The 24,946-nt window shown below is 71.5% G+C and carries 19 protein-coding genes; 10 read left to right on the forward strand and 9 right to left on the reverse strand.

Annotated features, from left to right (window positions below; all coding sequences use genetic code 11):
* Window positions 1-19 precede the first annotated feature (19 nt).
* On the forward strand, window positions 20-1,837 hold the full coding sequence (locus H9645_RS10135; RefSeq protein ID WP_425490232.1) for a M14 family metallopeptidase: 1,818 nt from the start codon (window positions 20-22) through the stop codon (window positions 1,835-1,837).
* Window positions 1,838-1,853: 16 nt separating this feature from the next.
* On the opposite strand, the gene H9645_RS10140 is transcribed toward H9645_RS10135, so the two are convergent.
* On the reverse strand, window positions 1,854-2,927 hold the full coding sequence (locus H9645_RS10140; RefSeq protein WP_191729583.1) for a sensor domain-containing diguanylate cyclase: 1,074 nt from the start codon (window positions 2,925-2,927) through the stop codon (window positions 1,854-1,856).
* Between the two features lie 135 nt (window positions 2,928-3,062).
* Between H9645_RS10140 and H9645_RS14410 the strand changes: the two genes are divergently transcribed.
* Complete coding sequence (locus H9645_RS14410) at window positions 3,063-4,214, forward strand: tail fiber protein (protein ID WP_425490233.1); 1,152 nt, start codon at window positions 3,063-3,065, stop codon at window positions 4,212-4,214.
* Between the two features lie 9 nt (window positions 4,215-4,223).
* Here the strand turns inward: H9645_RS14410 and H9645_RS10150 are convergent, their stop codons facing one another.
* Genes H9645_RS10150 through H9645_RS10160 form a run of 3 tightly spaced genes read right to left on the reverse strand, consistent with a single transcriptional unit; the run spans window position 4,224 to window position 9,384 of the window.
* A complete protein-coding gene (locus tag H9645_RS10150) occupies window positions 4,224-6,170 on the reverse strand; it encodes an ATP-binding cassette domain-containing protein (RefSeq protein WP_191729584.1) in 1,947 nt (648 codons plus the stop codon).
* 38 nt (window positions 6,171-6,208) lie between these two features.
* Window positions 6,209-7,816: a protein adenylyltransferase SelO gene (locus H9645_RS10155; protein ID WP_191729585.1), complete on the reverse strand. Its 1,608-nt coding sequence runs from the start codon at window positions 7,814-7,816 to the stop codon at window positions 6,209-6,211.
* Window positions 7,817-7,857: 41 nt separating this feature from the next.
* Complete coding sequence (locus H9645_RS10160) at window positions 7,858-9,384, reverse strand: transglycosylase SLT domain-containing protein (protein ID WP_191729586.1); 1,527 nt, start codon at window positions 9,382-9,384, stop codon at window positions 7,858-7,860.
* A 129-nt stretch (window positions 9,385-9,513) separates the two neighbouring features.
* Here H9645_RS10160 and H9645_RS10165 point away from each other — a divergent pair, with 129 nt between their 5' ends.
* Both H9645_RS10165 and greB read left to right on the forward strand, forming a co-directional pair.
* Window positions 9,514-11,040, forward strand: coding sequence for a helicase HerA-like domain-containing protein (locus H9645_RS10165; RefSeq protein ID WP_191729587.1), 1,527 nt, complete (start codon window positions 9,514-9,516; stop codon window positions 11,038-11,040).
* A 63-nt stretch (window positions 11,041-11,103) separates the two neighbouring features.
* Complete coding sequence (greB, locus tag H9645_RS10170) at window positions 11,104-11,625, forward strand: transcription elongation factor GreB (RefSeq protein ID WP_191729588.1); 522 nt, start codon at window positions 11,104-11,106, stop codon at window positions 11,623-11,625.
* A gap of 94 nt (window positions 11,626-11,719) precedes the next feature.
* On the opposite strand, the gene rimO is transcribed toward greB, so the two are convergent.
* Entirely contained in the window at window positions 11,720-13,102 is a 1,383-nt protein-coding gene (rimO, locus tag H9645_RS10175) for a 30S ribosomal protein S12 methylthiotransferase RimO (RefSeq protein WP_191729589.1), read from the reverse strand.
* A 154-nt stretch (window positions 13,103-13,256) separates the two neighbouring features.
* Here rimO and H9645_RS10180 point away from each other — a divergent pair, with 154 nt between their 5' ends.
* On the forward strand, window positions 13,257-14,000 hold the full coding sequence (locus tag H9645_RS10180; protein ID WP_191729590.1) for a dienelactone hydrolase family protein: 744 nt from the start codon (window positions 13,257-13,259) through the stop codon (window positions 13,998-14,000).
* 13 nt (window positions 14,001-14,013) lie between these two features.
* Window positions 14,014-14,448, forward strand: coding sequence for an HIT family protein (locus H9645_RS10185; RefSeq protein ID WP_191729591.1), 435 nt, complete (start codon window positions 14,014-14,016; stop codon window positions 14,446-14,448).
* A gap of 4 nt (window positions 14,449-14,452) precedes the next feature.
* On the opposite strand, the gene dcd is transcribed toward H9645_RS10185, so the two are convergent.
* Together dcd and apbC are read right to left on the reverse strand one after the other, a co-directional pair.
* Window positions 14,453-15,028, reverse strand: a complete 576-nt coding sequence (gene dcd, locus H9645_RS10190; protein ID WP_191729592.1) for a dCTP deaminase — start codon at window positions 15,026-15,028, stop codon at window positions 14,453-14,455.
* Between the two features lie 112 nt (window positions 15,029-15,140).
* Complete coding sequence (apbC, locus tag H9645_RS10195; RefSeq protein ID WP_191729663.1) at window positions 15,141-16,001, reverse strand: iron-sulfur cluster carrier protein ApbC; 861 nt, start codon at window positions 15,999-16,001, stop codon at window positions 15,141-15,143.
* Window positions 16,002-16,235: 234 nt separating this feature from the next.
* Here apbC and H9645_RS10200 point away from each other — a divergent pair, with 234 nt between their 5' ends.
* The 4 genes from H9645_RS10200 (at window position 16,236) to rnfB (ending at window position 22,406) form a co-directional block, all read left to right on the forward strand.
* The gene (locus tag H9645_RS10200) at window positions 16,236-19,103 is read left to right on the forward strand and encodes a TonB-dependent receptor plug domain-containing protein (RefSeq protein ID WP_191729593.1); all 2,868 of its coding nucleotides are present in this window, start codon (window positions 16,236-16,238) and stop codon (window positions 19,101-19,103) included.
* A gap of 134 nt (window positions 19,104-19,237) precedes the next feature.
* Entirely contained in the window at window positions 19,238-19,666 is a 429-nt protein-coding gene (locus tag H9645_RS10205; protein WP_191729594.1) for a DUF2147 domain-containing protein, read from the forward strand.
* A 132-nt stretch (window positions 19,667-19,798) separates the two neighbouring features.
* A complete protein-coding gene (gene metG / locus H9645_RS10210; RefSeq protein WP_191729595.1) occupies window positions 19,799-21,919 on the forward strand; it encodes a methionine--tRNA ligase in 2,121 nt (706 codons plus the stop codon).
* A 7-nt stretch (window positions 21,920-21,926) separates the two neighbouring features.
* Window positions 21,927-22,406, forward strand: a complete 480-nt coding sequence (gene rnfB, locus H9645_RS10215) for an Rnf electron transport complex subunit RnfB (RefSeq protein WP_191729596.1) — start codon at window positions 21,927-21,929, stop codon at window positions 22,404-22,406.
* On the opposite strand, the gene H9645_RS10220 is transcribed toward rnfB, so the two are convergent.
* Window positions 22,343-23,923: a tetratricopeptide repeat-containing sulfotransferase family protein gene (locus H9645_RS10220; RefSeq protein ID WP_318240533.1), complete on the reverse strand. Its 1,581-nt coding sequence runs from the start codon at window positions 23,921-23,923 to the stop codon at window positions 22,343-22,345. The two genes, rnfB and H9645_RS10220, sit on opposite strands and share 64 nt — an antisense overlap.
* Window positions 23,920-24,924, reverse strand: a complete 1,005-nt coding sequence (locus H9645_RS10225) for a TraB/GumN family protein (protein ID WP_191729597.1) — start codon at window positions 24,922-24,924, stop codon at window positions 23,920-23,922. Before H9645_RS10225 ends, H9645_RS10220 begins: the two co-directional genes overlap by 4 nt.
* Window positions 24,925-24,946: the final 22 nt, after the last annotated feature.

Consider the following 24,946-nt stretch of genomic DNA (forward strand, 5'->3'; position numbering starts at 1 on the left):
CAGCCCGGCTGTCCGTCCGATGATCCGTCCCCGCCCCGCTGCGCCCGCCGCACTTGCACTCGCCCTGCTTCTGGCCATCATGCCCGCCACGCCGGGGCACGCGGCCCCGGCGCCGGCCGGCTCCGCCGCGACGGACGCCACGCTCGTGACCGAAGCCGAGCGCTCCGGCTTCCTCCGCACCGGGCGCTATGCCGAGGTCATCGCCCTCTGCGACGCCTTCGCGGCCCGCCATCCCGATGCCGTGCGCTGCATCGACTTCGGCACCACGCCGGAAGGCCGGCCGATGAAGGCGCTGGTGGCCTCGCGCAGCGGCGCGCTCACGCCGGAAGCCGCACGTGCGCGCGGCCTGCCGGTGCTGCTGGTCCAGGGCGGCATCCACGCCGGCGAGGTCGACGGCAAGGACGCCGGCTTCCTGGCGCTGCGCGAGGTGCTCGGGGGCGAGGCCGCGCCCGGCGCCCTGGAGGACGTGGTGCTGGTCTTCGTGCCGGTGTTCAACGCCGACGGCCACGAGCGCTTCGGCCGCTGGAACCGGCCCAACCAGCGCGGGCCCGAGGAAATGGGCTGGCGCACCACGGCGCAGAACTACAACCTCAACCGCGACTACGTGAAGGCCGATGCGCCGGAGATGCAGGCGATGCTCGGCCTGGTCGAGGCCTGGGACCCGATCGCCTACGTCGACCTGCACGCCACCAACGGCGCGCAGTTCGAACACGACATCTCGGTCCAGATCGAGCCGCTGCATTCCGGCGACCCCGCGCTCGCGCAGGCCGGACGTGCGCTTCGCGACGCGCTGCTGGCCGACCTGGAGGCCAAGGGCTCGCTGCCGCTGCCGTTCTACCCCTCGTTCGAGACCCACGACGACCCGTCCTCGGGCATCGTCGACGGGGTCGCACCACCGCGCTTCTCGCACGGCTACTTTGCGCTGCGCAACCGCTTCGGCATCCTCGTCGAGACCCACTCCTGGAAGGAATACCCGGTGCGGGTACGCGTGACCCGCAACCTGGTGGTGGGCATGCTGGAACAGACCGCGCGCCACGGCCGCGACTGGCTGCGCGCGGCGGCCGACGCCGACGCGCGTGCCGCGGCGCTGGGCGGACGCGACGTGCCGCTCGACTGGGTGGCCACCGACCGCGTGCGCACCGTCGATTTCCGCGGCTACGCCTGGACGCGCACGCCCTCCGACGTCTCCGGCGCGCTGGCCACCCGCTACGACGAGAACACGCCGCAGATCTGGAAGATGCCACTGCGCGACGAGGTCGTGCCCGGCCGCAGCGTGGACGCGCCCGCCGGCGGCTATCTGGTGCCGGCCGCACACGCGGCGTCCGTGTCGCGCTCGCTCGACCTGCACGGGATCGGCTATCGCCGCCTCGACACCCCACTGCCCGACGCCGCGCTCGAGGTCTTCAGGGCCAGCGCATGGCGGCCGTCCGCGACGTCCACCGAAGGCCACCAGCGGCTGGAGGTCGACGGCGCCTGGGCCCCGGAGACGCGGACGCTGGGCGCGGGCGCGCTGTTCGTGCCGATCGCGCAGCCGCGCGCGCGCCTCGCGATGGCCGTCCTGGAGCCGCAGGCGCCCGACTCGATGCTGGCCTGGGGCGCGTTCAACAACGCCTTCGAGCGCAAGGAATACATGGAGGCCTACGTCGCCGAAGACGTCGCGCTCGACATGCTTCGCGATCCGGAAGTGCGCGCGGCCTTCGATCGCAGGCTGGCCGAAGATCCGGAGTTTGCCGCCAGCCCGGCCGCGCGCCTGGAGTGGTTCCACCGCCGGCACTCCAGCTGGGACGAGCGCCTCGGCCTCTATCCGGTCTTCCGCACCGCCACCGTGCCGCGCTGAGCGGCCGGCCAGGCGCTCAGCGCAGCTGGCGGACCAGGGTCGCGTCCGGCTCGACCCGGTTCCGCCCGCCGGCCTTGGCGCGATACATGGCGGTGTCGGCGCGCTTGAGCCATTCGTCGGCGTTGACCACGGAGAGGTCGGCCTGCGCGAGTCCGATGCTCAGCGTGCAGTCCTCGGCGGCCGCCTGCGCAGGGCGCCCCGCGATGAAGGCCGTCCTCACCCGTTCCGCCACCCGCATCGCATCGACCAGGTTGGCTTCCGCCAGCAGCACGCCGAACTCGTCGCCGCCGTAGCGCGCCGGCGTGTCGATCTCGCGCGTGCAGGCGCGCAGCACCGACGAGACGCTGCGCAGCACGGCATCGCCCACCGCGTGGCCGTGGGTGTCGTTGACGGCCTTCAGGTTGTCGACGTCGACCAGCATCAGCACCGCCGGCCTGCGCGTACGCGCATGGCGCGCGAGTTCGGCGCCCAGCGTCTCGTTCCAGCCGCGGCGGTTCTGCAGGCCGGTGAGCACGTCGATGCGGTTCAGGCGCTCGAGCTGCCGGTTCTTGAGCGCCACGCTGCGGCCGAGGCCGTAGGTGATCGTGGCCAGTGCCACCGGATAGACGAACAGGAACGGCAGCGTGGCCAGCACGTTGGACATGCTGCTGTCGAGCCGGACCGGGAAGCCCAGCACCGCCGACGTCAGCACGCAGGCCGCGAGCAGCGCCGGCGTCGTCCGCGCCAGGAAGCGCCAGCCGCCGACGGCGATCTTGTCCGTCGACACCATGGCCAGCAGCACCGCGCTCGGCACCAGGTTGAACTGCATGACCGCGATCCACATGCCCGCGGCCGCGGAGTCGACCACGAGGTAGCGGTGCGCCGCCTGCGACGGCTCGGGCGCGCGCAGGGTCAGCCAGTTGGCGAGCAGCGGCCACGCGAAGCCGTTGAACGCCCACAGCGCCCAGGCCCAGGCCGGGGCACCGTTGCCCGCCAGCACCGAGGCCACCAGCAGCGCGGAGAGCGCGCCGCCCAGCGTCCGCACGTGGTGCACGCGCCCCGCGAAACGGAGTTCGCGCTGGCGCAGGTGGCTATCTTCGGTCAGTTGCATCCGCGCAGAGTGGGCGTGAACGCAGGGGCCGGCAAGTCGGGGGGGAACTGCGTCACGATTGTTCCGTGCGCCCCCCTTCCGGGTTTACCATCCGGCCGTCCGCCCGCTCCGGGCGGCCTCCAGGGGGAAACCAGCATGACCAGTCCAGTCCGGGCGCGCCTCGCGTCCGCGATCGCGTTCGCGATCCTGCCCTTCGGCGCGCTCGCTGCCGAGAGCTACGATTCGCCCGCCATCGAGACCGTCGTGGTGATGGACGACATCGATGCCATCGCGATCGTCGGCCGCAACCTGCCCGCCAACCGCCGCGACCTGTCGGTGCATCTCGGCGCGGCCGGCGAACCCGGCGACATCAGCGCCTCCTGCCAGCCGGTCTCGCCGCTGATGCGGGCGGTCACCTGCCGCTTCGCCGGCGGGCTGCCGCCGACGGGCGATTACCTGCTGCGCGTCGCCAATACCCGCTCCGGCAGCGGCGCGGAGTACGCGCTGACCATCGGCGCGGTCGGCCCGCAGGGGCCGCGCGGCGAAACCGGACCGACGGGGCCGGCCGGTCCCTCGGGTGCGGCCGGACCCGTCGGCCCTGCCGGCGCCGCCGGACCGGTTGGCCCCGCAGGTCCCGAGGGACCCGTCGGCCCCGAAGGTCCCGTCGGCCCCGCAGGCATCGCAGGCCCCGTCGGTCCAGTCGGTCCAGTCGGCCCAGCCGGCATCGAGGGTCCCATGGGTCCCGTGGGTCCAGTCGGCGCCACCGGCCTTGCCGGCCCCATCGGGCCCGCGGGCGCGACGGGTGAACGCGGTCCCCAGGGCGTCCAGGGCGCTCCCGGTGCGATCGGCCCTGCCGGCCCGGAGGGTGCCGCGGGTCCCGCGGGCGCCACGGGACCGGCCGGCCCGTCCGGCGAACCGGGCACCCAGGGGCCCACGGGTCCGGCCGGCGCCACGGGACCCGCCGGACCGCAGGGCCCGACGGGACCCATGGGGCCGCAGGGCCTCCCGGGCAACTCGCAGCTCTCGGGCCACTTCGGTGCCAATACCGGCCAGGGCGGCGCCGGCAACGGCAGTGGCATGTGCGTGATGGGCACGATCATGCTGAGTGCGGCCCGGGTCGGCGAGGGCATCCCCGCCAACGGGCAGGTCCTCTCCATCTCCCAGAACACTGCGCTGTTCGCACTGCTGGGCACCACTTACGGCGGTGATGGCATGACCACCTTCCGGCTACCGGACCTGCGCCCGGTCGCGCCCAACAACATGACGTATTACATCTGCGACCAGGGCATCTTCCCGTCCTACCGCTGAGTGCCGGCCTCAGCCCGACGCCGCGTCCAGCGCCTCCCAGCGCGCGTACGCGGCGTCCAGCTCGGTCTGGGCTTCCGCCATCGCCGCGTTGTGCGCGGCGATGGCTGCGGTGTCGGCCCGGAAGAAGTCGGGGTCGGACATCGTGGCCGCCATCTCCGCCAGGCGCGTCTCGAGGACTTCGATGCGTTCGGGCAGGGCCTCGAGCTCACGCGTTTCCTTGAACGAGAGCTTGCGGCGGGCTTCACCCGGCGCGCTGCCGGCCGTGGCCGGGGTCACGGACGCGGCCGGACGTGTCGCCGCCGATGCACCCGGGCCCGCGGCCGGTGCCGCGGAGCGCTCCGCGGGCTGCGGGCGCGCGGCGACCGGCGGTCGCTCCGTGCCGCGCTGCCGCAGCCAGTCGCTGTAGCCACCCACGTACTCGCCCACGCGCCCGTCGCCCTCCATCACCAGGGTCGACGTCACCACGTTGTCGAGGAAGTCGCGGTCGTGGCTGACCAGCAGCAGCGTGCCCGGGTAGTCGGCGAGCAGCTCTTCCAGCAGCTCCAGCGTCTCCACGTCGAGGTCGTTGGTGGGCTCGTCCATCACCAGCAGGTTCGAGGGCTGCGCGAACAGCTTCGCCAGGAGCAGGCGGTTGCGCTCGCCGCCCGACAGCCGCGTGATCGGCGCGCGCGCGCGTTCCGGCGTGAACAGGAAGTCCTGCAGGTACCCGATCACGTGCTTGCGCTTGCCGCCGACCTCGACGAAATCCTGGCCCTCGGCGACGTTCTCCAGCGCGTTCCAGTCCTCGCGGAGCGTGGCCCGGTACTGGTCGAAGTACGCGACCTGGAGCTGGGTGCCCACGCGGATCTCGCCCGCCTGCGGCTCCAGTTCACCGAGCATCAGCTTCAGCAGGGTGGTCTTGCCGCTGCCGTTGGCGCCGATCAGCCCGATGCGGTCGCCGCGCAGGATGGTGGTGGAGAAGTCGCGCACCATGACGCGGTCCCCGAACGCGAAGGACACGTCCTTGGCCTCGATCACCTTCTTGCCCGAGGCACCGGCCTGCGCGGTGTCCATGCGAACGGTGCCGACCTGCTCGCGGCGCGCGGCGCGCTCGACGCGCATCGCCTTCAGCCGACGCACGCGGCCTTCGTCGCGGGTGCGGCGGGCCTTGATGCCCTGGCGGATCCAGACTTCCTCCTGCGCCAGCAGCTTGTCGAAGCGCGCGTTCTCCTGCGCCTCGGCGTTGAGCCGCTCCTCCTTGCGGCGCAGGTAGTTGTCCCAGTCGCCGGGCCAGCTGGTGACCTGGCCGCGGTCGATCTCGACGATGCGGGTGGCCAGCGCGCGCAGGAAGCGGCGGTCATGGGTCACGAACACCAGCGCGCCCGACCAGCCCTTGAGGAACCCTTCCAGCCAGTCGATGGCCTCGATGTCGAGGTGGTTGGTGGGCTCGTCGAGCAGCAGCAGGTCGGGGGCCGAGACCAGCGCGCGCGCCAGCAGCACCCGGCGCTTCATGCCGCCGGACAGGCGCGAGAACGCCAGCTCGCCGTCGAGGTCGAGCTTCTGCAGGGTCTCCTCGACCCGCTGGTCGGCGGCCCAGCCATCGGCGGCATCGATCTTCGCCTGCACCGCCGCCATGGCATCGGCGTCGTAGTGGTCCCCGTGGCTCAGGTGGTGGAACTCCGCCAGCCAGGCGCCGAGCTCGCCCATGCCTTCGGCGACCACGTCGAACACCGTGCCCGAGGCGCCCGCGGGCACCTCCTGCTCCAGGCGCGAGACGCGGACGCTGCCGTCGCGACGGATGTCGCCGTCGTCGGGACGGATCTCGCCGGACAGTAGGCGCATGAGGGTGGACTTGCCGGCGCCGTTGCGGCCGATCAGCGCGATCCGCTCGCCGGAGTCGATGGACAGCTCGACCTTCTCGAGCAGGAGCGGGCCGCCGACGCTGTAGTCGACGGCATTCAGGGTGATGAGAGGCATCCGCGCATTCTACCGGGCGGCGCCCGGAGGCCGGCGGCTCAGGAGCTGCAGGAGAGCATCGAGCAGCCGGCCCGGTCGAGCGCCCAGTCGGGACGCAGCGCGGCGAACGCCTCGCGCCCGGGCTGTTCGCCGTAGGGATCGCGCAGCACATCGAGCAGCTCGTGGATGCCGCCCTCGTCGCCCGCGGCCGCACGGTCGATGGCCTGCTGCGCCAGGTAGTTGCGCGGCACGTAGCGCGGGCTGGCCGCGTGCATCCGGGCCACCCGCGCCTCGCGCGGCAGGCCGTCGGCGCGGCAGCGCGCGGCGTAGCGCGCCAGCCAGGCTTCGAGCGCGGCCGCCTCCGCTGCGAGCCGTTCCGGAGCATAGAAGGCCGCACGCAGCGGCTCCAGCGACGGGGCATCGGCCTCGACGTCGACATCCGACAGCGCGCGGAAGAGGTTCGTCATGTCGGCGCCGGCCCGGTGCATCAGCGCCTGCAGCTCGCGCATCAGCGCAAGGCCGTCATCGTCGCCGGCCTGCAGCCCGAGCCTGGCGCAGGCGTTGTCGCGTTCGCACTCCGCCCAGGTGGCCGCGTAGGCGTCGAGCCCGGCCTGCAGCGGCGCCGCGTCGGCGAACAGCGGCGACAGCGCCTGCGCCAGCCGCCCGAGGTTCCAGTGCGCGACCCGCGGCTGCCAGCCGAAGCGGTAGCGGCGGTGCTGCACGTCGGTGGTGTTGGGCGTCCAGTCCGGGTCGTAGTCGTCGATCCAGCCGTAAGGGCCGTAGTCGATGGTGAGCCCGAGGATCGACATGTTGTCGGTGTTGAGCACGCCGTGGACGAAGCCCACTCGCATCCAGTGGCCGACGAGCCTGGCCGTGCGCTCGCAGACTTCGCGGAACCAGGCGGCCAACAGTGTCTCGTCGAACAGCTGCTCCAGCCGCAGGTGCCCCAGCGGCCGCCCCGCGTGCTCGCCCAGCAGCCACGGGAAGTCCCGCCAGACGCAGAATTCCGCCAGCGCGCGCAGCAGGGCCACGTCGCCGCGCGAGGCGGGCAGCTCGAACGTGCCGAAGCGGATGAACGACGGCGCCACCCGGCACACGACCGCGCCCGGCTCGGGCCGCGGGTGGCCGTCGTAGAACATGTCGCGCACCACCGCCTCGCCGGTCGCCACCAGCGACAGCGCGCGCGTGGTCGGCACGCCGAGGTGGTGCATGGCCTCGCTGCAGATGAACTCGCGGATCGACGAGCGCATCACCGCGCGGCCGTCGGCGCTGCGCGAGTACGGCGTCGGCCCCGCGCCCTTCAGCTGCAATTCGTGGCGGGCACCGTCCGCCGCCAGCGCTTCGCCGAGGCTGATCGCACGGCCGTCGCCGAGCTGGCCGGCCCAATGGCCGAACTGGTGGCCGCCGTAGTTCGCGGCCCACGGGTCCATGCCGGGAAGCAGCGCGTTGCCGCCGAACACCGCCGCGAAGTCCGGGGACTCCACGTCGCCCGCGGCGAGCCCCAGCATGCCGGCGACCTCGGCCGCATGCGCGACCAGGCGCGGCGCCGCGACCGGGGTCGGTTCGACGCGCGACCAGGCGGCGCCGTGGACCTGGCGCAGCCCCGGCCCGGTGGCGGGATCCCCCGGCAGCTCGCGCAGGAAGGCGTTGTCGAAGCGCAGGCGCATACGCACAGCCTGACGCGCGGCGCGCGAACGCGCCGTGCGCGTCAGCCGCCGCAGCCCTCCAGCTGCAGCCGCTGGCCGACGCGGATCGCGTAGGACGGGGCTTTCAGGCGGTTGGCCTGGGCCAGTTCCCGGGCCTCGCAGCCGTACCTGCGGGCGATGCCGACCAGGGTTTCGCCGCGCACCACGCGATGCTCGCGCGGCGCCGCGGTCGGCGTCGGCACGCCGGTGGCGACGGTGGTGCCGGCGGGCCGCACCACTTCGACCGGGCCCGTGCGCACCAGGGCCGCATCGACCCGGCTGCCCATCAGCTGCTGCGCCAGGTCCGCGCGCCGGCCCTGGGCACACCAGCGCTTGTACAGCGCCGCCATGCGCGTGGTGCCGGCGAGTACGGCGCCGGCCGGGATCACCTGGTCGGCCTCGAAGCGCGGATTGAGGTTGCGCAGCTGGCGCATGTAGCCGTGGCGGCTGCCGCTGTCGCCCATGCAGATGGTCAACTCGTAGATCGACGCCGGCCGCGACAGCGCGAAGTTCGCGGGCCGCACGTCGATCTTCGGGAAGTTCAGCCCGTACTCCTTCGGATGCAGGTACAGCCAGGCGGCGGCGATCACCATCGGCACGTAGTCGCGGGTCTCGGCCGGGAACTGGCTGTAGACGTCGGCGTCCCAGAACTGGCGGCCGCCGCTGGCCTCGTGGATGCGCCTGGCCCGGCCCTCGCCGCCGTTGTAGGCCGCCAGCCACTTCTCGACCTCGTTGCCGAACTCGGCGAAGCGTTCACTGAGGTAGCTGGCGGCGGCGTCGGCCGACTGCGCCGGGTCGTAGCGGGTGTCGAAGCCGCTGCCGTCCGGGCCCAGGCCGAAGCGGCGGCCGGTGGCGGGCATGAACTGCAGCGGTCCCACGGCGCCGGCGCGCGAGCCCACGTGCACCCGGCCCGTGGATTCCTTGGCCATGATCCCGAACAGCAGCGCCTCGGGCAGTCCGCGCTTCTCGAAGGCCGGCGCCATCAGGTGGCGCATGTACTGGTAGTTCTCGTGGCTGGTGATGAGCGACACGCGCATGTCGGTCAGCCAGCGGCGGATGCCCTCCTGCACCGCCGGGTTGAACTGCACCATGCGCACGAAGCGCTGGCCGTCCTCGCTCAGGAGCGCGGCGGCACTTGCCGCCTCCGGCACCTCGCCCGTGGGCATGCCATCCGCGGCCAGGACGTCCTCGTCCTCGCCATCCGCGCCATCGAGGCCGGCGGCGTCGTCCGCCTGGGCCTTGAGCAGCCGCTTCACACCCGGCAGCAGCGAGGCCAGCTGGCAGCCACGCTGCTTCTCGCAGTCCAGCAGCACGTCCTCCATGTCCTCGAGCGCGGCGTCGCCCTGGGCGAGCGCGTCGGGATCGGCGTTGGCGGCCTTGACCAGGGACTCGCGGTAGCGCGCCTCGGCGGCGGACATGCGCTCGGCCAGGCCGGCGGCCGCGGCGCGGTCGCGGCGGGACTGCGCGGCGGCATCGGGGGTGTGGGACAGGGAAAGCACGACGGCCGTGGCGAGCACGAGCCGGCGGAGGGCAGCGGAATGTGGGGACATGCGACGACCGGGACTGCAAGAACGCGAACAGCAGGGTATCGAGGCCCCGCGCCCAGCGCAAAGACCGCGACTGGCCGGGGAGTCGCCACGGCTTGTGGCTAGAATCGCCCCATCACGCCAGGAGCTCACATGCACCCGATCCTCGTCGGCAAGGCCGTCACCACCCCCGATTCCCTGCCCGACACCGGCGGTCGCGTCTTCCTGCAGCCGAAGCTTGCCAACCGCCACGGCCTGGTCGCCGGCGCCACCGGCACCGGCAAGACGGTGACCCTGATGACCCTGGCCGAAGGCTTCTCGCGGATCGGGGTGCCGGTGTTCATGGCCGACGTGAAGGGCGACGTGGCCGGCCTGGCGGTGCCCGGCGACATCGGCGACAAGCTGCGCGAGCGCGCCGCGATGATCGGCGTCGACAGCTACGGCCCCGAGGCCAGCCCGGTCGTCTTCTGGGACATCTACGGCAAGCTCGGCCACCCGGTGCGGACCACGGTCAGCGAAATCGGCCCGACCCTGCTGGCGCGCATGCTGGAGCTCAACGACACCCAGTCGGGCGTGCTCGACATCGTGTTCAGGCTCGCCGACGACCGCGGCCTGCTGCTGCTCGACCTCGCCGACCTGCGCGCGCTGCTGGCGCTGGTGGCCGAGGAGCGTAAGGCGGTCTCGGCGCAGTACGGCCTGGTCAGCACGCCCTCGATCGGCGCCATCCAGCGCGCCCTGCTGCGCCTGGAGTCCGACGGCGGCGAAGCCTTCTTCGGCGAGCCGGCACTGGAGCTGGCCGACATCATGCGCACCACGCCCGACGGCCGCGGCGTGATCGGCATCATGGCCGCAGACAAGCTGATCCTGAAGCCGCGGCTGTACTCGAGCTTCCTGCTCTGGATGCTGTCGGAGCTGTTCGAGACGCTGCCCGAGGTCGGCGACCTCGACAAGCCGAAGCTCGCCTTCATCTTCGACGAGGCCCACCTGCTGTTCGACGATGCACCGCCGGCCCTGCTGCAGCGCATCGAGCAGGTGGTGCGCCTGATCCGCTCCAAGGGCGTGGGCGTGTACTTCTGCTCGCAGTTCCCCGACGACGTGCCCGACGACGTGCTCGGCCAGCTCGGCAACCGCGTGCAGCACGCGCTGCGCGCCTACACACCGCGCGACCAGAAGGCGGTGCGCACTGCGGCCGAGACCTTCGTGTCCAATCCGGGCCTGGACGTGGCCAAGGCCATCGGCCAGCTCGGCACCGGCGAAGCGCTGGTGTCGACGCTGCAGGGCAAGGGCGCGCCGATGCCGGTGGAGCAGACGCTGGTCGCGCCGCCGCGCTGCCGCATGGGTGCGATCACCGACGCCGAGCGCGCCCAGGTGCGCGCGGGCAGCCCGGTGGGCGCGAAGTACGACACGCCGGTAGACCGCGAGTCGGCGTTCGAGATCCTGGCGAAGAAGGCCGGGGGCCTGGCCGAACAGGCCGACGCGCCGCAGGCCCGCACCGCGAAGCAGGACGAGGACGAGGCCGGCGGCGGCTTCGCGCAGGCGGTGAAGGACGCCGTGTTCGGCACGAAGCGGCGCCAGGGCATGGTCGAGACCATGGCCAAGCAGACCGCGCGCACCGTCGGCAACCAGATCGGCCGACAGATCCTGCGCGGGATCTTCGGCGGGATCACCGGCAGGAAGTGACGTGCCTGAGGTGACCGTGCCCGGGAACCACCCCACCGCCGTGCCCGCGGGGCGCTGAGCGCGATGTCGCGCTGGCGTCCGCCCGCCGAGAAGTCCACGGCGCTGGTCACGCCTGAGGGCCACGCGCGCCTGAAGGCCGAGCTCGACGAGCTCTGGCGCGTGCGCCGGCCGGAGGTGGTGCGCGCGCTGTCGGCCGCGGCCGCCGAAGGTGACCGCTCGGAGAACGCCGAATACACCTACCGCAAGAAACAGCTCGGCGAGATCGACCGCCGGGTGCGCTACCTGTCGAAGCGGCTGCAGGAACTGCGCGCGGTCGACACCGTCCCGTCCGACCCCGGGGCCGTCTACTTCGGCGCCGTGGTCGAGGTCGAGGACGCCGACAGCGGCGAATGCGCCACCTACCGCATCGTCGGGCCGGACGAGACCGATGCCGCGCGCGGCTGGATCAGCATCGACTCGCCGCTGGCGCGCGCGCTGCTGAAGAAGCGCGTGGACGACGAGCTGGAGGCGGCGCTGCCCGGCGGCGTGCGTCGCTTCGCGGTGGTCTCGGTCAACTACCCTGCCGCCGGATCGGCGACTCCGTAGCGGCAGCCGTATCGGCCATCGCGGCAGGCCACCGCGCGCGGCGACGTCCGCAGGCCGGGACCCTTTGCAGATCGACCCGTCGGCGCCGCGGACCTCAGTACTCGACCTCGCCGTACAGGTCGTGCTCGTCGCTGCCCATGATGCGCACGTCGACGAACTCGCCCGGTACCAGCCCGGCGTCGCGGCCGTCCTGCACCTGGACCAGACCGTCGATCTCGGGCGCGTCCGCCATCGAGCGCGCGATCGCCAGCTCACCGTCGATCGCGTCGACGATGCAGCGCTGGACGGTGCCGACCTTCGCTTCGAGACGCTGCGCGGAGATTTCAGCCTGGCGCTCCATGAAGCGCGCCAGGCGCTCCTGCTTGACCTCGTCGGGCACCGGGTCGGGCAGCGCGTTGGCGGCGGCACCCTCCACCGGCGAGTAGGCGAAGGCGCCGACGCGGTCGAGCTGCGCCTCGTCGAGGAAGTCCAGCAGCGCCTCGAACTCGGCATCGGTCTCGCCCGGGAAGCCGACGATGAAGGTCGAGCGCACGGTCAGCTCCGGGCAGGCGGCGCGCCAGGACTGCACGCGCTCCAGCGTGCGCTCGACGGCGCCGGGGCGCTTCATCAGCTTGAGGATGCGCGGGCTGGCGTGCTGGAACGGGATGTCGAGGTAGGGCAGCAGGCGCGGCGTGCCGTCGGGCTTGCGCTGCGTCATCAGCTCGATGACGTCGTCGACGTGCGGATACGGATAGACGTAGTGCAGGCGCACCCAGGCGTCCAGCTCCGACAGGCCTTCGCACAGCGCCTTCATGCGCGTGGCGTACTCGCGGCCGCGCCAGGTGCGCGGCGCATAGCGCAGGTCGACGCCATAGGCCGAAGTGTCCTGCGACACCACCAGCAGCTCGCGCACGCCGCCGTGCACCAGACGCTCGGCCTCGCGCAGCACCTCGTCCACCGGGCGCGAGACCAGGTCGCCGCGCATCGACGGGATGATGCAGAAGCTGCAGCGGTGGTTGCAGCCTTCGGAGATCTTCAGGTATGCGTAGTGCTTCGGCGTGAGCTTGATGCCGGCGGCGTAGTCCTCGCCGGACAGGCGCGGCGCGGGCACCAGGTCCACGAAGGGATCGTGCCGCGGCGGCAGCGCCGCGTGCACGGCGTCCATCACGCTGGCGTAGTCCTGCGGGCCGCTGATCGAGAGCACCCCGGGATGCGCCTCGCGGATCACGTCCGCGCGCTTGCCCAGGCAGCCGGTCACGATCACCTTGCCGTTCTCGGCCATAGCCTCGCCGATCGCGTCCAGCGACTCGGCCACGGCGGAGTCGATGAAGCCGCAGGTGTTGACCACCACCACGTCGGCGTCGTCGTAGCTGGGCGACAGGTCGTAGCCCTCGACCCGGAGCTGGGTGAGGATGCGCTCGGAGTCGACCAGGGCCTTGGGGCAGCCGAGGCTGACGAAGCCCACGCGGGGCGGGTTGGAGGTGGCGGTATCGGTCATGCGCTGGCGACGGCTCGGCGGTGCGGTCCGCCGGGGGGCGGAGCGCGGTGTGGGAACGGCGGGAGACGGACCCGGGGTCCGGGCGGCGATTATACCGGCGGGCTAGAATCCGCCCGAGGGCCGGCCTCGCCCGGCCGGCCACCCGGAGGCGACGATGGGAGCGCGCGTGCAGCTCGATGTGCCGGGGATCGGCGGGGTCGGCGGCTGGCTGGCACGGCCCGACGGTCCGCCCCGGGGCGCACTGGTCGTGGTCCAGGAGATCTTCGGCGTCAACGCGCACATGCGCGCGGTCACCGAGCGCTACGCCCGCGAAGGCCTCCTGGCCCTCGCCCCCGCCCTGTTCGATCCGGTCGAGCGCGACGCCGAACTGGCCTATGACGAGGCCGGGTTCGAGCGCGGGCGGGCGCTGGCCGCCGCGCTGGGCTTCGACCGCGCGGTGGCGATCGTCGATGCCGCGGCGGTCCGGCTGCGGACCCTGCTGGCCGCAGCCCCCATCGGCACCGCCGCGGCCGCCGCCGGGCCAGGTCCTGCGGAGGCCGGCGCGGGCGTCGCCGTGGTCGGCTTCTGCTGGGGCGGCAGCGTCGCCTACCTGGCCAACACCCGCCTCGGCCTGCCGGCCGCGAGCTACTACGGCGCGCGTACCGTGCCCTTCCTCGGCGAGCCGCTGCGGGCGCCGATGCTGTTCCATTTCGGCGCCCGCGACCACAGCATCCCGCCCGCCGACGTCGAGGCCCACCGCCGCGCCCATTCCGGCGCCGAGCTGCACGTCTACGATGCCGGCCACGGCTTCAACCGCGACGTCGACCCCCGCCACCACGATGCCGCCGCCGCCCGCCTCGCCCACGCCCGCACCCTCGACTTCCTGCGGCGCGCGTCCGCACCCGCCGCAAGCCCCTGACCGGGAGACCGCCATGACCAGGCGCAAGCCACAGCCGCCCGAGCCCCATGCGATGCATCCGCAGCTGGCCGCCGACAGCCATCCGGTCGCGGCGCTGGCGCTGTGCGACCTGCAGCTGATGGACGACGACAACTACCCGTGGCTGGTGCTGGTGCCGCGCGTGCCGGGCGCCCGCGAACTCACCGACCTGGACGCCGGCCAGCGCAGCCTGCTGATGGAGGAGATCGCCCGCTGCGAGCAGCTGCTGCTCGATGTCTTCCAACCGCACAAGCTCAACGTCGCCGCGCTGGGCAACCTGGTGCCGCAGCTGCACGTGCACGTGATCGCGCGCTTCGAGCACGATCCGGCCTGGCCGGCACCGGTCTGGGGCCGCGTGGCGGCCCGGCCCTACCCGCCCGAAGCCCTGGTCGCCCGCGTGCGCGAGCTGCAGTCCGCCCTGCTGACCTGAGGCCTCAGGTGCGCGGGAGGGTGACCCCGGTCTGGCCCTGGTACTTGCCGCCGCGGTCCCTGTACGAGGTCTCGCAGACGTCGTCGGCATCGGACTGGAAGAACAGCATCTGCGCCACGCCCTCGTTGGCGTAGATGCGCGCAGGCAGCGGCGTGGTGTTGCTGAACTCCAGCGTCACGTGGCCCTCCCACTCGGGCTCGAGCGGGGTCACGTTGACGATGATCCCGCAGCGCGCATAGGTGCTCTTGCCCAGGCACACCACCAGGGTGTCGCGCGGGATGCGGAAGTACTCGACGGTGCGCGCCAGCGCGAACGAGTTCGGCGGGATGATGCACTCGTCGGCCTCGATGTCGACGAAGCTCTTCGGGTCGAAGTGCTTGGGGTCGACGATGGTCGAGTTGATGTTGGTGAAGACCTTGAACTCGCGCGAGCAGCGCACGTCGTAGCCGTAGCTCGAGGTGCCGTAGCTGACGATGCGCTGGCCGCCGGCCTGCTTGACCTGGTCGGGCTCGAACGGCTCGATCATGCCCTGCGGCCGTTCGGACATGCGGCGGATCCAGCGGTCGGACTTGATGCTCATGCGATTCCCGTGCGGCGTGCGACGCTCCGGCGACGGGGCGCCGCGGAGCAGGACCGGCGATTGTAGGGAATGGCGGCCGCCCCGGCACCCCGGCCGCGGCCGCCCTCCTCGACTACAGCAGCGAAGCGGAGATCCCCGCCGGCGCGCGCGGGCGTTTGGCCAGCTCGGCGGCCAGGTTCGCGGCCAGCTGCCGGTAGGCCGCGGCCGCGGGCGAATCCGGCGCCGCCAGCACCACCGGGGTGCCCGCGTCGCCGTGCTCGCGGATGCCGCGCTCCAGCGGCAGCGAGCCCAGCAGCGGCACGTCGTACTGTTCGGCCATGCGCGCGCCGCCGCCCTCGCCGAACACATGCTCGGCATGCCCGCACTGCGTGCACACGTGCACGGCCATGTTCTCGACCAGGCCGAGCACCGCCACCTCGACCTTCTCGAACATCTTCAGGCCCTTGCGGGCGTCGAGCGTGGCCACGTCCTGCGGCGTGGTGACGATCACCGCCCCGGCCACCGGGATCTTCTGCGCCAGCGTCAGCTGGATGTCACCGGTGCCCGGCGGCAGGTCGACGATCAGGTAGTCCAGGCCGTCGTCGCCGCCCCAGCGGGTGTCATTGAGCAGCTGGGTCAGCGCCGAGGTGGCCATGGGGCCGCGCCAGATCATCGGCGTGTCCTGCTCGACCAGCAGACCGATCGACATCGCTTCGATGCCGTGCGCGCGCAGCGGCAGGATCGTCTTGTTGTCGGGGCTCTCCGGGCGGCCGGACAGGCCGAGCATCGTCGGGATGCTGGGCCCGTAGACGTCGGCGTCGAGGATGCCGACCCGGGCGCCGTCGGCGGCCAGGGCCAGCGCCAGGTTCACCGCGGTGGTGGACTTGCCGACGCCGCCCTTGCCGGAGCCGACGGCGATGATGTTGCGGACCTGCGGCAGGGGCTTGAGGCTGCCCTGGACGGCATGGGCGGGAATGCGGGCCCCGGAACGCAGGGGGTTGTTCGAGGACGGCACAACGTCTCCTTGGGAACGTGATGCCCATAGCTTGCGCCAATGCACGCGTGGGGGCGAATACGGCAGGGCGCCGGCACGTGGATCCGCTCTTGCGCTTCGCGTGGAAATGCGGTTAAGGCCATGTTAACGTTCGGTGACATGGCTTGGAATGCACCATTCCAGCCATGAAATGCCTTTCGGGATCAACCAGTTGGATCTACCAGGGGATATCGAATGACTGAACGACGTCGTAGCAGCCTCAAGCCCAGCTCCCTCAGCGTCGCGCTGGTCGCGGCACTCGCCATGGGTGCCAGCAGCCTGGCACTGGCGCAGGACACGCCGCAGCCCGCCGACGAGGCGACGCAGGCGGACGCGACCACCCTCGACCGCGTGATGGTCACCGGCTCGCTGATTCCCCAGACGCAGATCGAGACCGCGACGCCGGTCATGGTGATCTCGGCCGAGGACATCCAGATGCGCGGCTTCCAGAGCGTCGCCGACGTCCTCCAGCAGTCCAGCTTCTCCACCGGCGGCGTCCAGGGCGGCCAGACCAGCGCCTCGTTCACACAGGGCGCCGAAGCCGCCAGCATGTTCGGCCTCGATCCCGGCTACACCAAATACCTCATCAACGGCCGCCCGATGGCGAACTATCCCGCGCTCTACAACGGCGCGGACGTGTTCAACAACATCAGCGGCATCCCGGTGGCGCTGATCGAGCGCATCGAAGTGCTGCCCGGCGGCCAGTCGTCGCTGTACGGTTCGGACGCCATCGCCGGCGTGGTCAACGTGATCCTGAAGAAGTCGGTGGACCAGGCCGAGCTCTCGGTGCGCGGCGGTTTCTTCAGCGAAGGCGGCGGCGACAGCGTGCGCCTGACCTTCGCCAACAGCTTCGGCAGTGATGACGGCCGCTTCAACTCCCTGCTGGGCATCCAGCTCGACACGCGAGACCCGGTCTGGGGCTACCAGCGCGACCTGTCCGACAGCTACAACGCCGAGGGCTACAACTTCTCGCCGGCCAGCCGCGACTTCGTGGTGCTGGACGCCTTCACCGGCGGCTACTACTTCATGGACCCGAACAACTGCGAGAACGCGGCGGGCAACTTCGGCGGCACCACCGAGCTGTGGACGCGGCCGGGCCTGGGCTCGTACTGCGGCTCCTACATTTCCCCGGGCTACCGCACCATCCGCAACGGCAAGGACGCCGGGCAGATCTACTCCTACAGCACGTTCGACGTGAGCGACACCACCCAGCTCTACGCCGAGGTGATGGGCCTGTACGAGGACGTCGAGTACGCCACCGGCTCCAACTACACCTGGTGGGGCACCGGCACGAGCTTCGGCGCGTTCTACGATCCGCGCCTGCCGGACACCCTGGTGAACCTGCAGCGCGCCTTCGGCCCCGAGGACATCGGTGGCGGCGGGTACCGCGACATCATGAACACGGACACCAACAAGGCGTACACCGTCACGCTCGGTGCCCGCGGCGGACTCGGCAACTGGGACTACGACGCCTACGTGTCGCGCGCGGAATACCGCCTGACCGAAAACAACTGGGTCCGTTTCCGCGGCCCGATCGACAACTATTTCCTCGAGAACGTGCTCGGGCCGCAGCAGGGCGTGGATCCCTTCTTCGGCGTCTACCCGGTCTTCACTCCCGACTACGCGGCGTTCTACAGCCCGATCAGCCCGGAAGACTTCAGTTCGTTCACCGGCTTCGTCGACAACAAGTCGCGCACCTGGGACAACCTCGCCCACGTCCAGTTCACCAACACCGCGCTGTTCACGCTGCCGGGTGGCGACGCCGGTTTCGCGGTGGTCGGCGAAGTAGGCAACGAGGGCTGGGACTACACGCCCGACTCGCGCATGGTCGCCGACCCCGACACGCTGCTCTCCGACATCTGGGGCCAGACCTCGGTCAGCGGCAACGGACGTCGCAGCCGCTACGCCCTCACCACGGAACTGCGCATGCCGCTGTTCGATCCGCTGACCGTGACCGCATCGGCCCGTTACGACTCGTTCGACATCGCCGGCGAGACGATCGACAAGCCGACCTGGAGCGTTGGCATCGAGTACCGGCCCGTGGAAAGCCTGCTGCTGCGCGGCAAGATCGGCACGGCCTTCCGTGCACCGTCCCTGGCCGACACCTTCCAGGGCGTAAGCGGCTTCTACAGTTTCGCGACCGACTACTACCGCTGCTCCGGCGAGGGCTATACGCCCGAGGACACCGAAGGGTGCACCTACGACTCCGTGCAGTACTTCGGCCAGCAGGCGGGCAACGAAGAACTCGAACCGATCGAGGCCGACGTGTGGAACGCCGGCGTGGTCTGGGCGCCGACGCACAACTTCTCGATCTCGATGGACTACTACAGCTGGCAGATCGAGAACGAGGTGTCCGCGATCAGCGGCGACCAGCTCCTGCTCGGCGAGTACTACTGCCGCACCGGTGCCGCGGGCACGCCGATCACTTCGTGCGCCAACATCGCCGAATGGGTGAACCGCGGCCCGTCCGGCGACCTGATCTCGCTGTTCACGCCGAAGGTCAACATCGCCAAGCAGAGCCTGGAGCTGGTCACGGCCGAACTGAACTACATGCTGGACATCGGCAGGTTCGGCAGCCTCGCATTCGCGGGCAACTACACCAACAAGATCCGCCACCGCCTGCAGACCGATCCGGAGAGCCCGGCCGTCGACCTGCTTCGCGATCCCTACTCCATGTGGATCTACGATTCCTATGCCAAGACGCGTCTCGACGCATCGATGGCGTGGGCGACCGGTGACTGGACGACGACGCTCTACGCCAACCGCATCGGTTCGACGCCGAACTACCTGGCCTACGCCGGCGGCAGCTACGACTACGAGCACCCGTCGGGCCAGCGCGCGGGCAAGTGGGGTTCCTACACCACCTACAACGCCAGCCTGAACTACCGCGCCACGGACGACCTGACGCTCTCGCTGATGGTCAACAACCTGCTGAACAAGATGCCGGACGACCAGGCGGCCAACTTCCCGGGCACCTCCAGCACGCCCTGGAACAATTACTACTACGACATCCTGGGCCGCTCGATCTACCTGGAAGCCAAGCTGAAGTTCGGCGGGAAGTAAGCCCTCCGCAGCCTGCCGTTGCACCGGGCCCCCGCAGCGATGCGGGGGCCTTTCCGTCTGCCCGCTTGCCGGGCGCGCGGGTTGCGGTATAACGGGCACCATCGTGGCCCGTCGGCCGTCACCGGATCCCCACCATGCGCATCACCAGTCTCGCCCTGCCGCTGCTGCTCGCCCTGCCCACCCTCGCCTTCGCCCAGGCCTCGCCGACGGGGCGCTGGAAGACCATCGACGACGAGACCGGCCAGGCCAAGTCGATCGTCGAGATCACCCGCGCCGGGAACGGCACCCTGACCGGCCGCATCGTCGAGCTGCTCGACCCCAGCCGGCCCAACCCGACCTGCGACAAGTGCCGGGACGACCGCAAGGACAAGCCGATCACCGGCATGGAGATCATCCGCGGCATGAAGCCCGACGGCGGATCCTGGTCGGGTGGCACCATCCTCAAGCCCGACGAGGGCAAGGTCTACAAGTCCAAGATGGAGCTGGTGGAGAACGGGGCGAAGCTCAAGGTGTCGGGCTGCATCGCCTTCATCTGCAAGTCGCAGCTCTGGGAACGCATCTGATCCCGGAGGCACCCCAGCGTCCACGCACGGGCCCGGCGGATGCCGGGCCTCGTCGTTCCAGGGTCCGGGGCACCGCCCGGCCGGCGGTGGTTGGCATGCGATAATCGGCGCCTTTCCGCACGCAGTCCCGCCATGCCCCGCCCCGCGCTCGTCACCAATGCCCTGCCCTACGCCAACGGTCCCCTGCACATCGGCCACCTGGTCGGCTACGTGCAGGCCGACATCTGGGTGCGCGCGCGGCGGATGGCGGGCGGCACCGTGCACTACGTCTGCGCCGACGACACCCACGGCACGCCGATCATGCTCGCCGCGGAAAAGGCCGGGACCACGCCCGAGGCCTTCGTCGCCGGCATCCAGGCCGGGCACGAGCGCGACTTCGCCGAGTTCGGCGTCGCCTTCGACAACTACGACTCGACGAACTCGGAGCGCAACCGCGCGTTGACCGAGGACATCTACCGCCGCCTGGAGGCGGCGGGGCACGTCAGCCGACGCTCGGTGGCGCAGCTCTACGACCCGGCCAAGGGCATGTTCCTGCCTGACCGCTACGTCAAGGGCACCTGCCCGCGCTGCGGCACCGCCGACCAGTACGGCGACAACTGCGAGCACTGCGGCGCCACCTACTCGCCGACCGAGCTGCTGCAGCCGTACTCGGTGGTCAGCGGTGCCACCCCCGAGCTGCGCGAGAGCGAGCACTTCTTCTTCGAGCTCGGCCACTTCGAGGCCTTCCTGCGCGAGTGGCTGGCCGGCGACGTCGCCGTGCCGGGCGTCAAGGCCAAGCTCATGGAGTGGGTCGACGGCGAGGGCGGCCTGCGCGCCTGGGACATCTCGCGCGACGCGCCCTACTTCGGCTTCGAGATCCCCGGCCATCCCGGCAAGTACCTCTACGTCTGGATCGACGCCCCGATCGGTTACCTGGCCAGCTTCCAGTCGCTGTGCGAGCGCGAGGGCCTGGACTACGCCGCGTTCACCGCGCCGGACAGCGCCGCCGAGCTGCACCACTTCATCGGCAAGGACATCGTCAACTTCCACGGCCTGTTCTGGCCGGCGGTGCTGCACGGCAGCGGCCACCGCGCGCCCACGCGCCTGCACGTCAACGGCTACCTGACCGTCGACGGCGCCAAGATGTCGAAGTCGCGCGGCACCTTCGTGATGGCGCGGACCTACCTCGACGCCGGACTGCCGGCCGAGGCGCTGCGCTACTACTTCGCGGCCAAGTCCGGCGGCGGCGTGGAGGACATCGACCTCAACCTCGCCGACTTCGTGGCGCGGGTGAACTCGGACATCGTCGGCAAGTTCGTCAACCTCGCCAGCCGCTGCGCCGGCTTCATCGGCAAGCGGTTCGATGGCCTGCTGGCGCCCGCGCTGCCGGAGCCGGAGATGTACGCGCGCTTCACCGCCGCGCTGACGCCGATCCGCGAGGCCTACGAGGCCAACGAGCCCGCCAGCGTGCTGCGCCAGGTGATGGCGCTGGCCGACGAGGCCAACCGCTACATCGACGAGCGCAAGCCTTGGGTGATCGCGAAGCAGGACGGCGCCGACGCCGAACTGCAGGCCGTGTGCACCCAGGGCCTGAACCTGTTCCGCGTGCTCGCCGGCGCCCTGCGCCCGGTGCTGCCCGCGATGGCAGCGGACGTGGAGGCTTTCCTCGCCGCGCCGATGGCGCGCTGGGAGGACCTCGAAGCCCCGCTCCTGGGCCACCGCATCGCGGACTACAAGCCGCTGTTCACCCGCATCGACCCGAAGCGCATCGACGCCATGACCGAAGCCAGCCGCGACGACCTGAAGCCCGCCGACGCAGCGCCTGCGAAGACGGGAGCCCCGGCGAAGGCGACGGGAACCGCAGCCTCGGCGGGGGCAGGAGCAGCCCCCGCCGCGACCGCCGCGGCCTCGACCCCGGCCACGGCAGCCGAAACGGCCACGCCCACCATCGCCATCGACGATTTCTCGAAACTCGACCTGCGCATCGGTCGCGTCACCGCCTGCGAGTTCGTCGAAGGCTCGGACAAGCTGCTCCGGTTCGAGCTCGACGCCGGTCCGCTCGGCACCCGCCAGATCTTCTCGGGCATCCGGGCGAGCTATGGCGATCCGGCCGCGCTGGTCGGGCGCCACGTGGTGTTCATCGCCAACCTCGCGCCGCGCAAGATGCGCTTCGGCCTGAGCGAGGGGATGATCCTGTCGGCCGGTTTCGACGGCGGCGCGCTGGCGCTCCTGGACGCCGACGACGGTGCGGCGCCCGGGATGCCGGTGCGCTGAGATCCCGATGGGCGCGCTCGACGCCGACGCCCTGGTCGAACGCCTCGACCGGCTGCTGCCGCAGACCCAGTGCGGTCAATGTGGCTATCCCGGCTGCCGGCCCTATGCCGAAGCGATGGCCCAGGGCTCCGCGGGCATCGACCGCTGCCCGCCGGGCGGTGACGCCGGTGCACGCGCCCTCGCGCGCCTGCTAGGCGTCACGCCCCTGCCCTACGACCGCGCGCTGGGCGAGCACCGGCCGCCCGAGGTCGCGCTGGTGGTCGAGGCCGACTGCATCGGCTGCACCAAGTGCATCCAGGCCTGCCCGGTCGACGCCATCGTCGGGGGCAACAAGCGCATGCACGTAGTGCTGGAACCGCTGTGCACCGGCTGCCGGCTGTGCGTGCCGGCCTGCCCGGTGGACTGCATCGTGATGCTGCCGGTTCAGGCGATCGCGATGCCGGCCGACTCCAGCAGCTCGCGCACCGGCTGGAGCTCGCGCTCGTAACGCTTCCAGCGTCCGATCGCGCGGCGATGCACCGGCTCCCGCACCTGCATCGCGCTGGCGGTGGCCACCGGCATGGGATTGTCCTCGAAGCGCAGGCAGGCCTCTTCCCACGGCAGGCCGCAGAAGTCGAGCATCCGGCGGGCGCCGCCTTCGAAGTCGTCCACGAGCGCCTCGTAGGACACCTCGAGGATCCGCCCCGGCAGGCGCTCCTGCCACTGCCGCATGATCCGGTCGAAGAGCAGGTAGTAGCGCGCGGTGTCCATCAGGTCGAAGGAGTACGCGTACATCGGCGAGCCGGGCGCGAAGAGCTGCCTGAAATTCCCCAGCACGCTGTCCATCGGATTGCGCCGCAGGCAGATGATCCGCGCGTTGGGTAGCGCCGCGGCGATGTAGCCGGCATAGAGGAAGTTGTGCGGCAGCTTGTCCACGAAGTGCGGGGTGGCACCCGTGCCGGGACGGGTGCTGGCGAGGTAGTCCTCGCCCAGCCGGGTCCAGTCCAGCCCGCCGCGCGTCCGCTCGACCACGTCCAGGTCGAGCACTGACGGGCTGGTGCTCCCACTGGCGCGCTTCAGCGCCACGCTGAAGTTCCGCAGTTCGCCGGCGCCCTGCACCCGCGAATGGCTGGTGAGGACCCGTTCGACCAGCGTCGTGCCCGACCGCGGAAGGCCGATGACGAACACGGGTTCGTCGGTGGCCGCGCCGGTGCCGGGCGCAGGAGATGGGCAGGCCTGCACCAGCGCGTCCATCAGGGCTTCGTCGGTGGCGCCGGCATGCGGTGGCGATGGCCTGCGCCAGGCCTGTTTTCCGGCCAGCAGGCGCGCGAAGGCCTCCGCGTGCTGGTCGCAGTCCTCGAGTTCCCTGGACAGCGCCAGGTCGACGTACAGCGCGCCGAGCGCATCGTCGCCTGCCTGCTCGCGCGCCACCCGCAGCTCCGCGACATGATTGTCCCCGGGTCCCCAGCGACGCAGCTGCGCCCGCGAGAGGTAGGCCTTCCAGTACCGGGGATCGAGGCGCAGGCATGCGTCGAACGCCTGCGCGGCGGCTCCGGACTCTCCGGCATGCACCAGCGCCACGCCATGGTTGTACTGCGCCCGCGCCGAGCCGGGCGCGAGTGCGGCGACCCGCTCGAACATCCGGGCGGCGTCGGCGTAGGCGTGCATCGTGGTGTAGACCAGGCCCAGCGCGTCGAAGGTGGCGGCATCCCCGCCCGGCAGCGTCGCCGCGCGCTCCGCCATCGCGCGCGCCTTGGCCGGCTCTCCCGCCTGGGCCAGGGCGCGCGCCAGCTGCGCGGCACAGTCCGGCCGCACCGGATCGAGCCGCACCGCGTGCTCCAGCAGCTCGATCGCGAGCGGAAGCTGCTGCAACTCGCGCGACGCCACGCCGGCGACGAAGCACACGCCCGCGTGCGGCGGCACCTCGCGCAACAACGCCATCGCCAGTGACTGCGCCGTCCTCCAGTCGGAGCGGTTCAGTGCATCGAAGGCCTGGTGATAGCGCGTGCGCGGATCCGCGCTCACGGCCGCGCACAGGCCGAGCACACGCGCTCGACCGTGTAGCCCTTCGCGCGCAGCTTCTCGACCACGCCATCCTCGCCCAGCAGGTGCATGGCGCCGACCACGACCAGGGTGTCGTCGTCGCCGTCCTCGCGCAGGCGCGCCTCGAGCTTCGGCAGCCAGGCGTCATTGCGTTCGACGTTGATCGCGCGATAGAGCGCGGGGAAATCGCGGCGCAGCTCGGCCACCGTGCCGGCGAGGAGGGCGTCGACGTCGCCGGCGCGCCACGCGGCGTGCAGCGCCAGCGTCTGCTCCGCGCCCGCCCCGGCCTGGTCAAGGGCCTGCTCCAGCATCTGCAGCTGCTCGCCGGCTTCCATGCCGTCGAGGAAGGCGATCTGCTGCGCGCCGGTCTCCAGGCCGGTGGCCGGCTTCTGCGCCTGGTAGGCGAGCCCGCCCATGTGCGCGTCGAGGCCGAGCGCCGGGTCGAAGCCGATGCCCATCATCTGGGTGATGGTCACCATCATGCCGACGAACCAGGGTTCGAAGCGCTGCAGCACCTCGACCGTCATCCCGGTGGCGGCGAGCTGAGCGGCGTTGGCCTGGCCCCAGCTGGCCAGCTTGGCGGCCAGCTCCGGGCCGAGCTGCTGGTCGAGCGTGCTGCCGTCGGTGCGCATCGCCGCCTGCGCCATCTGGATCGCCAGCTGCGGCGAGGCCAGCTCGTCGGGCGACATCTCGAACACCAGCTTCTCGGCGTCGGCGAAGGCCATGTCCACGTCGCGCGACAGCGGGTAGTCGCCGGGCAGCAGCAGGTGGAAGGAGCCGAGCAGGTACAGCGAGTTGTCGTCGTCGGAGACCTTCCACAGCAGCGGCACCGGGGGCGCCGTGGCGGCGGAGGGGGCGGCGGCAGTGGCGGGCGGAGCGGCCTGCGGCGCGGCCAGCGCGGCGGTCGCGGTGACGACGGCGATCGAGGCGGTCAGCGCCGCCGCGAGGACGGGAGACGGGGTGCGCGTGCGGAACATGGTCATGTGCTTCCTTTCGGTTCGGTGG

The sequence above is a fragment of the Luteimonas colneyensis genome (assembly GCF_014836665.1).
GTDB lineage: Bacteria > Pseudomonadota > Gammaproteobacteria > Xanthomonadales > Xanthomonadaceae > Luteimonas > Luteimonas colneyensis.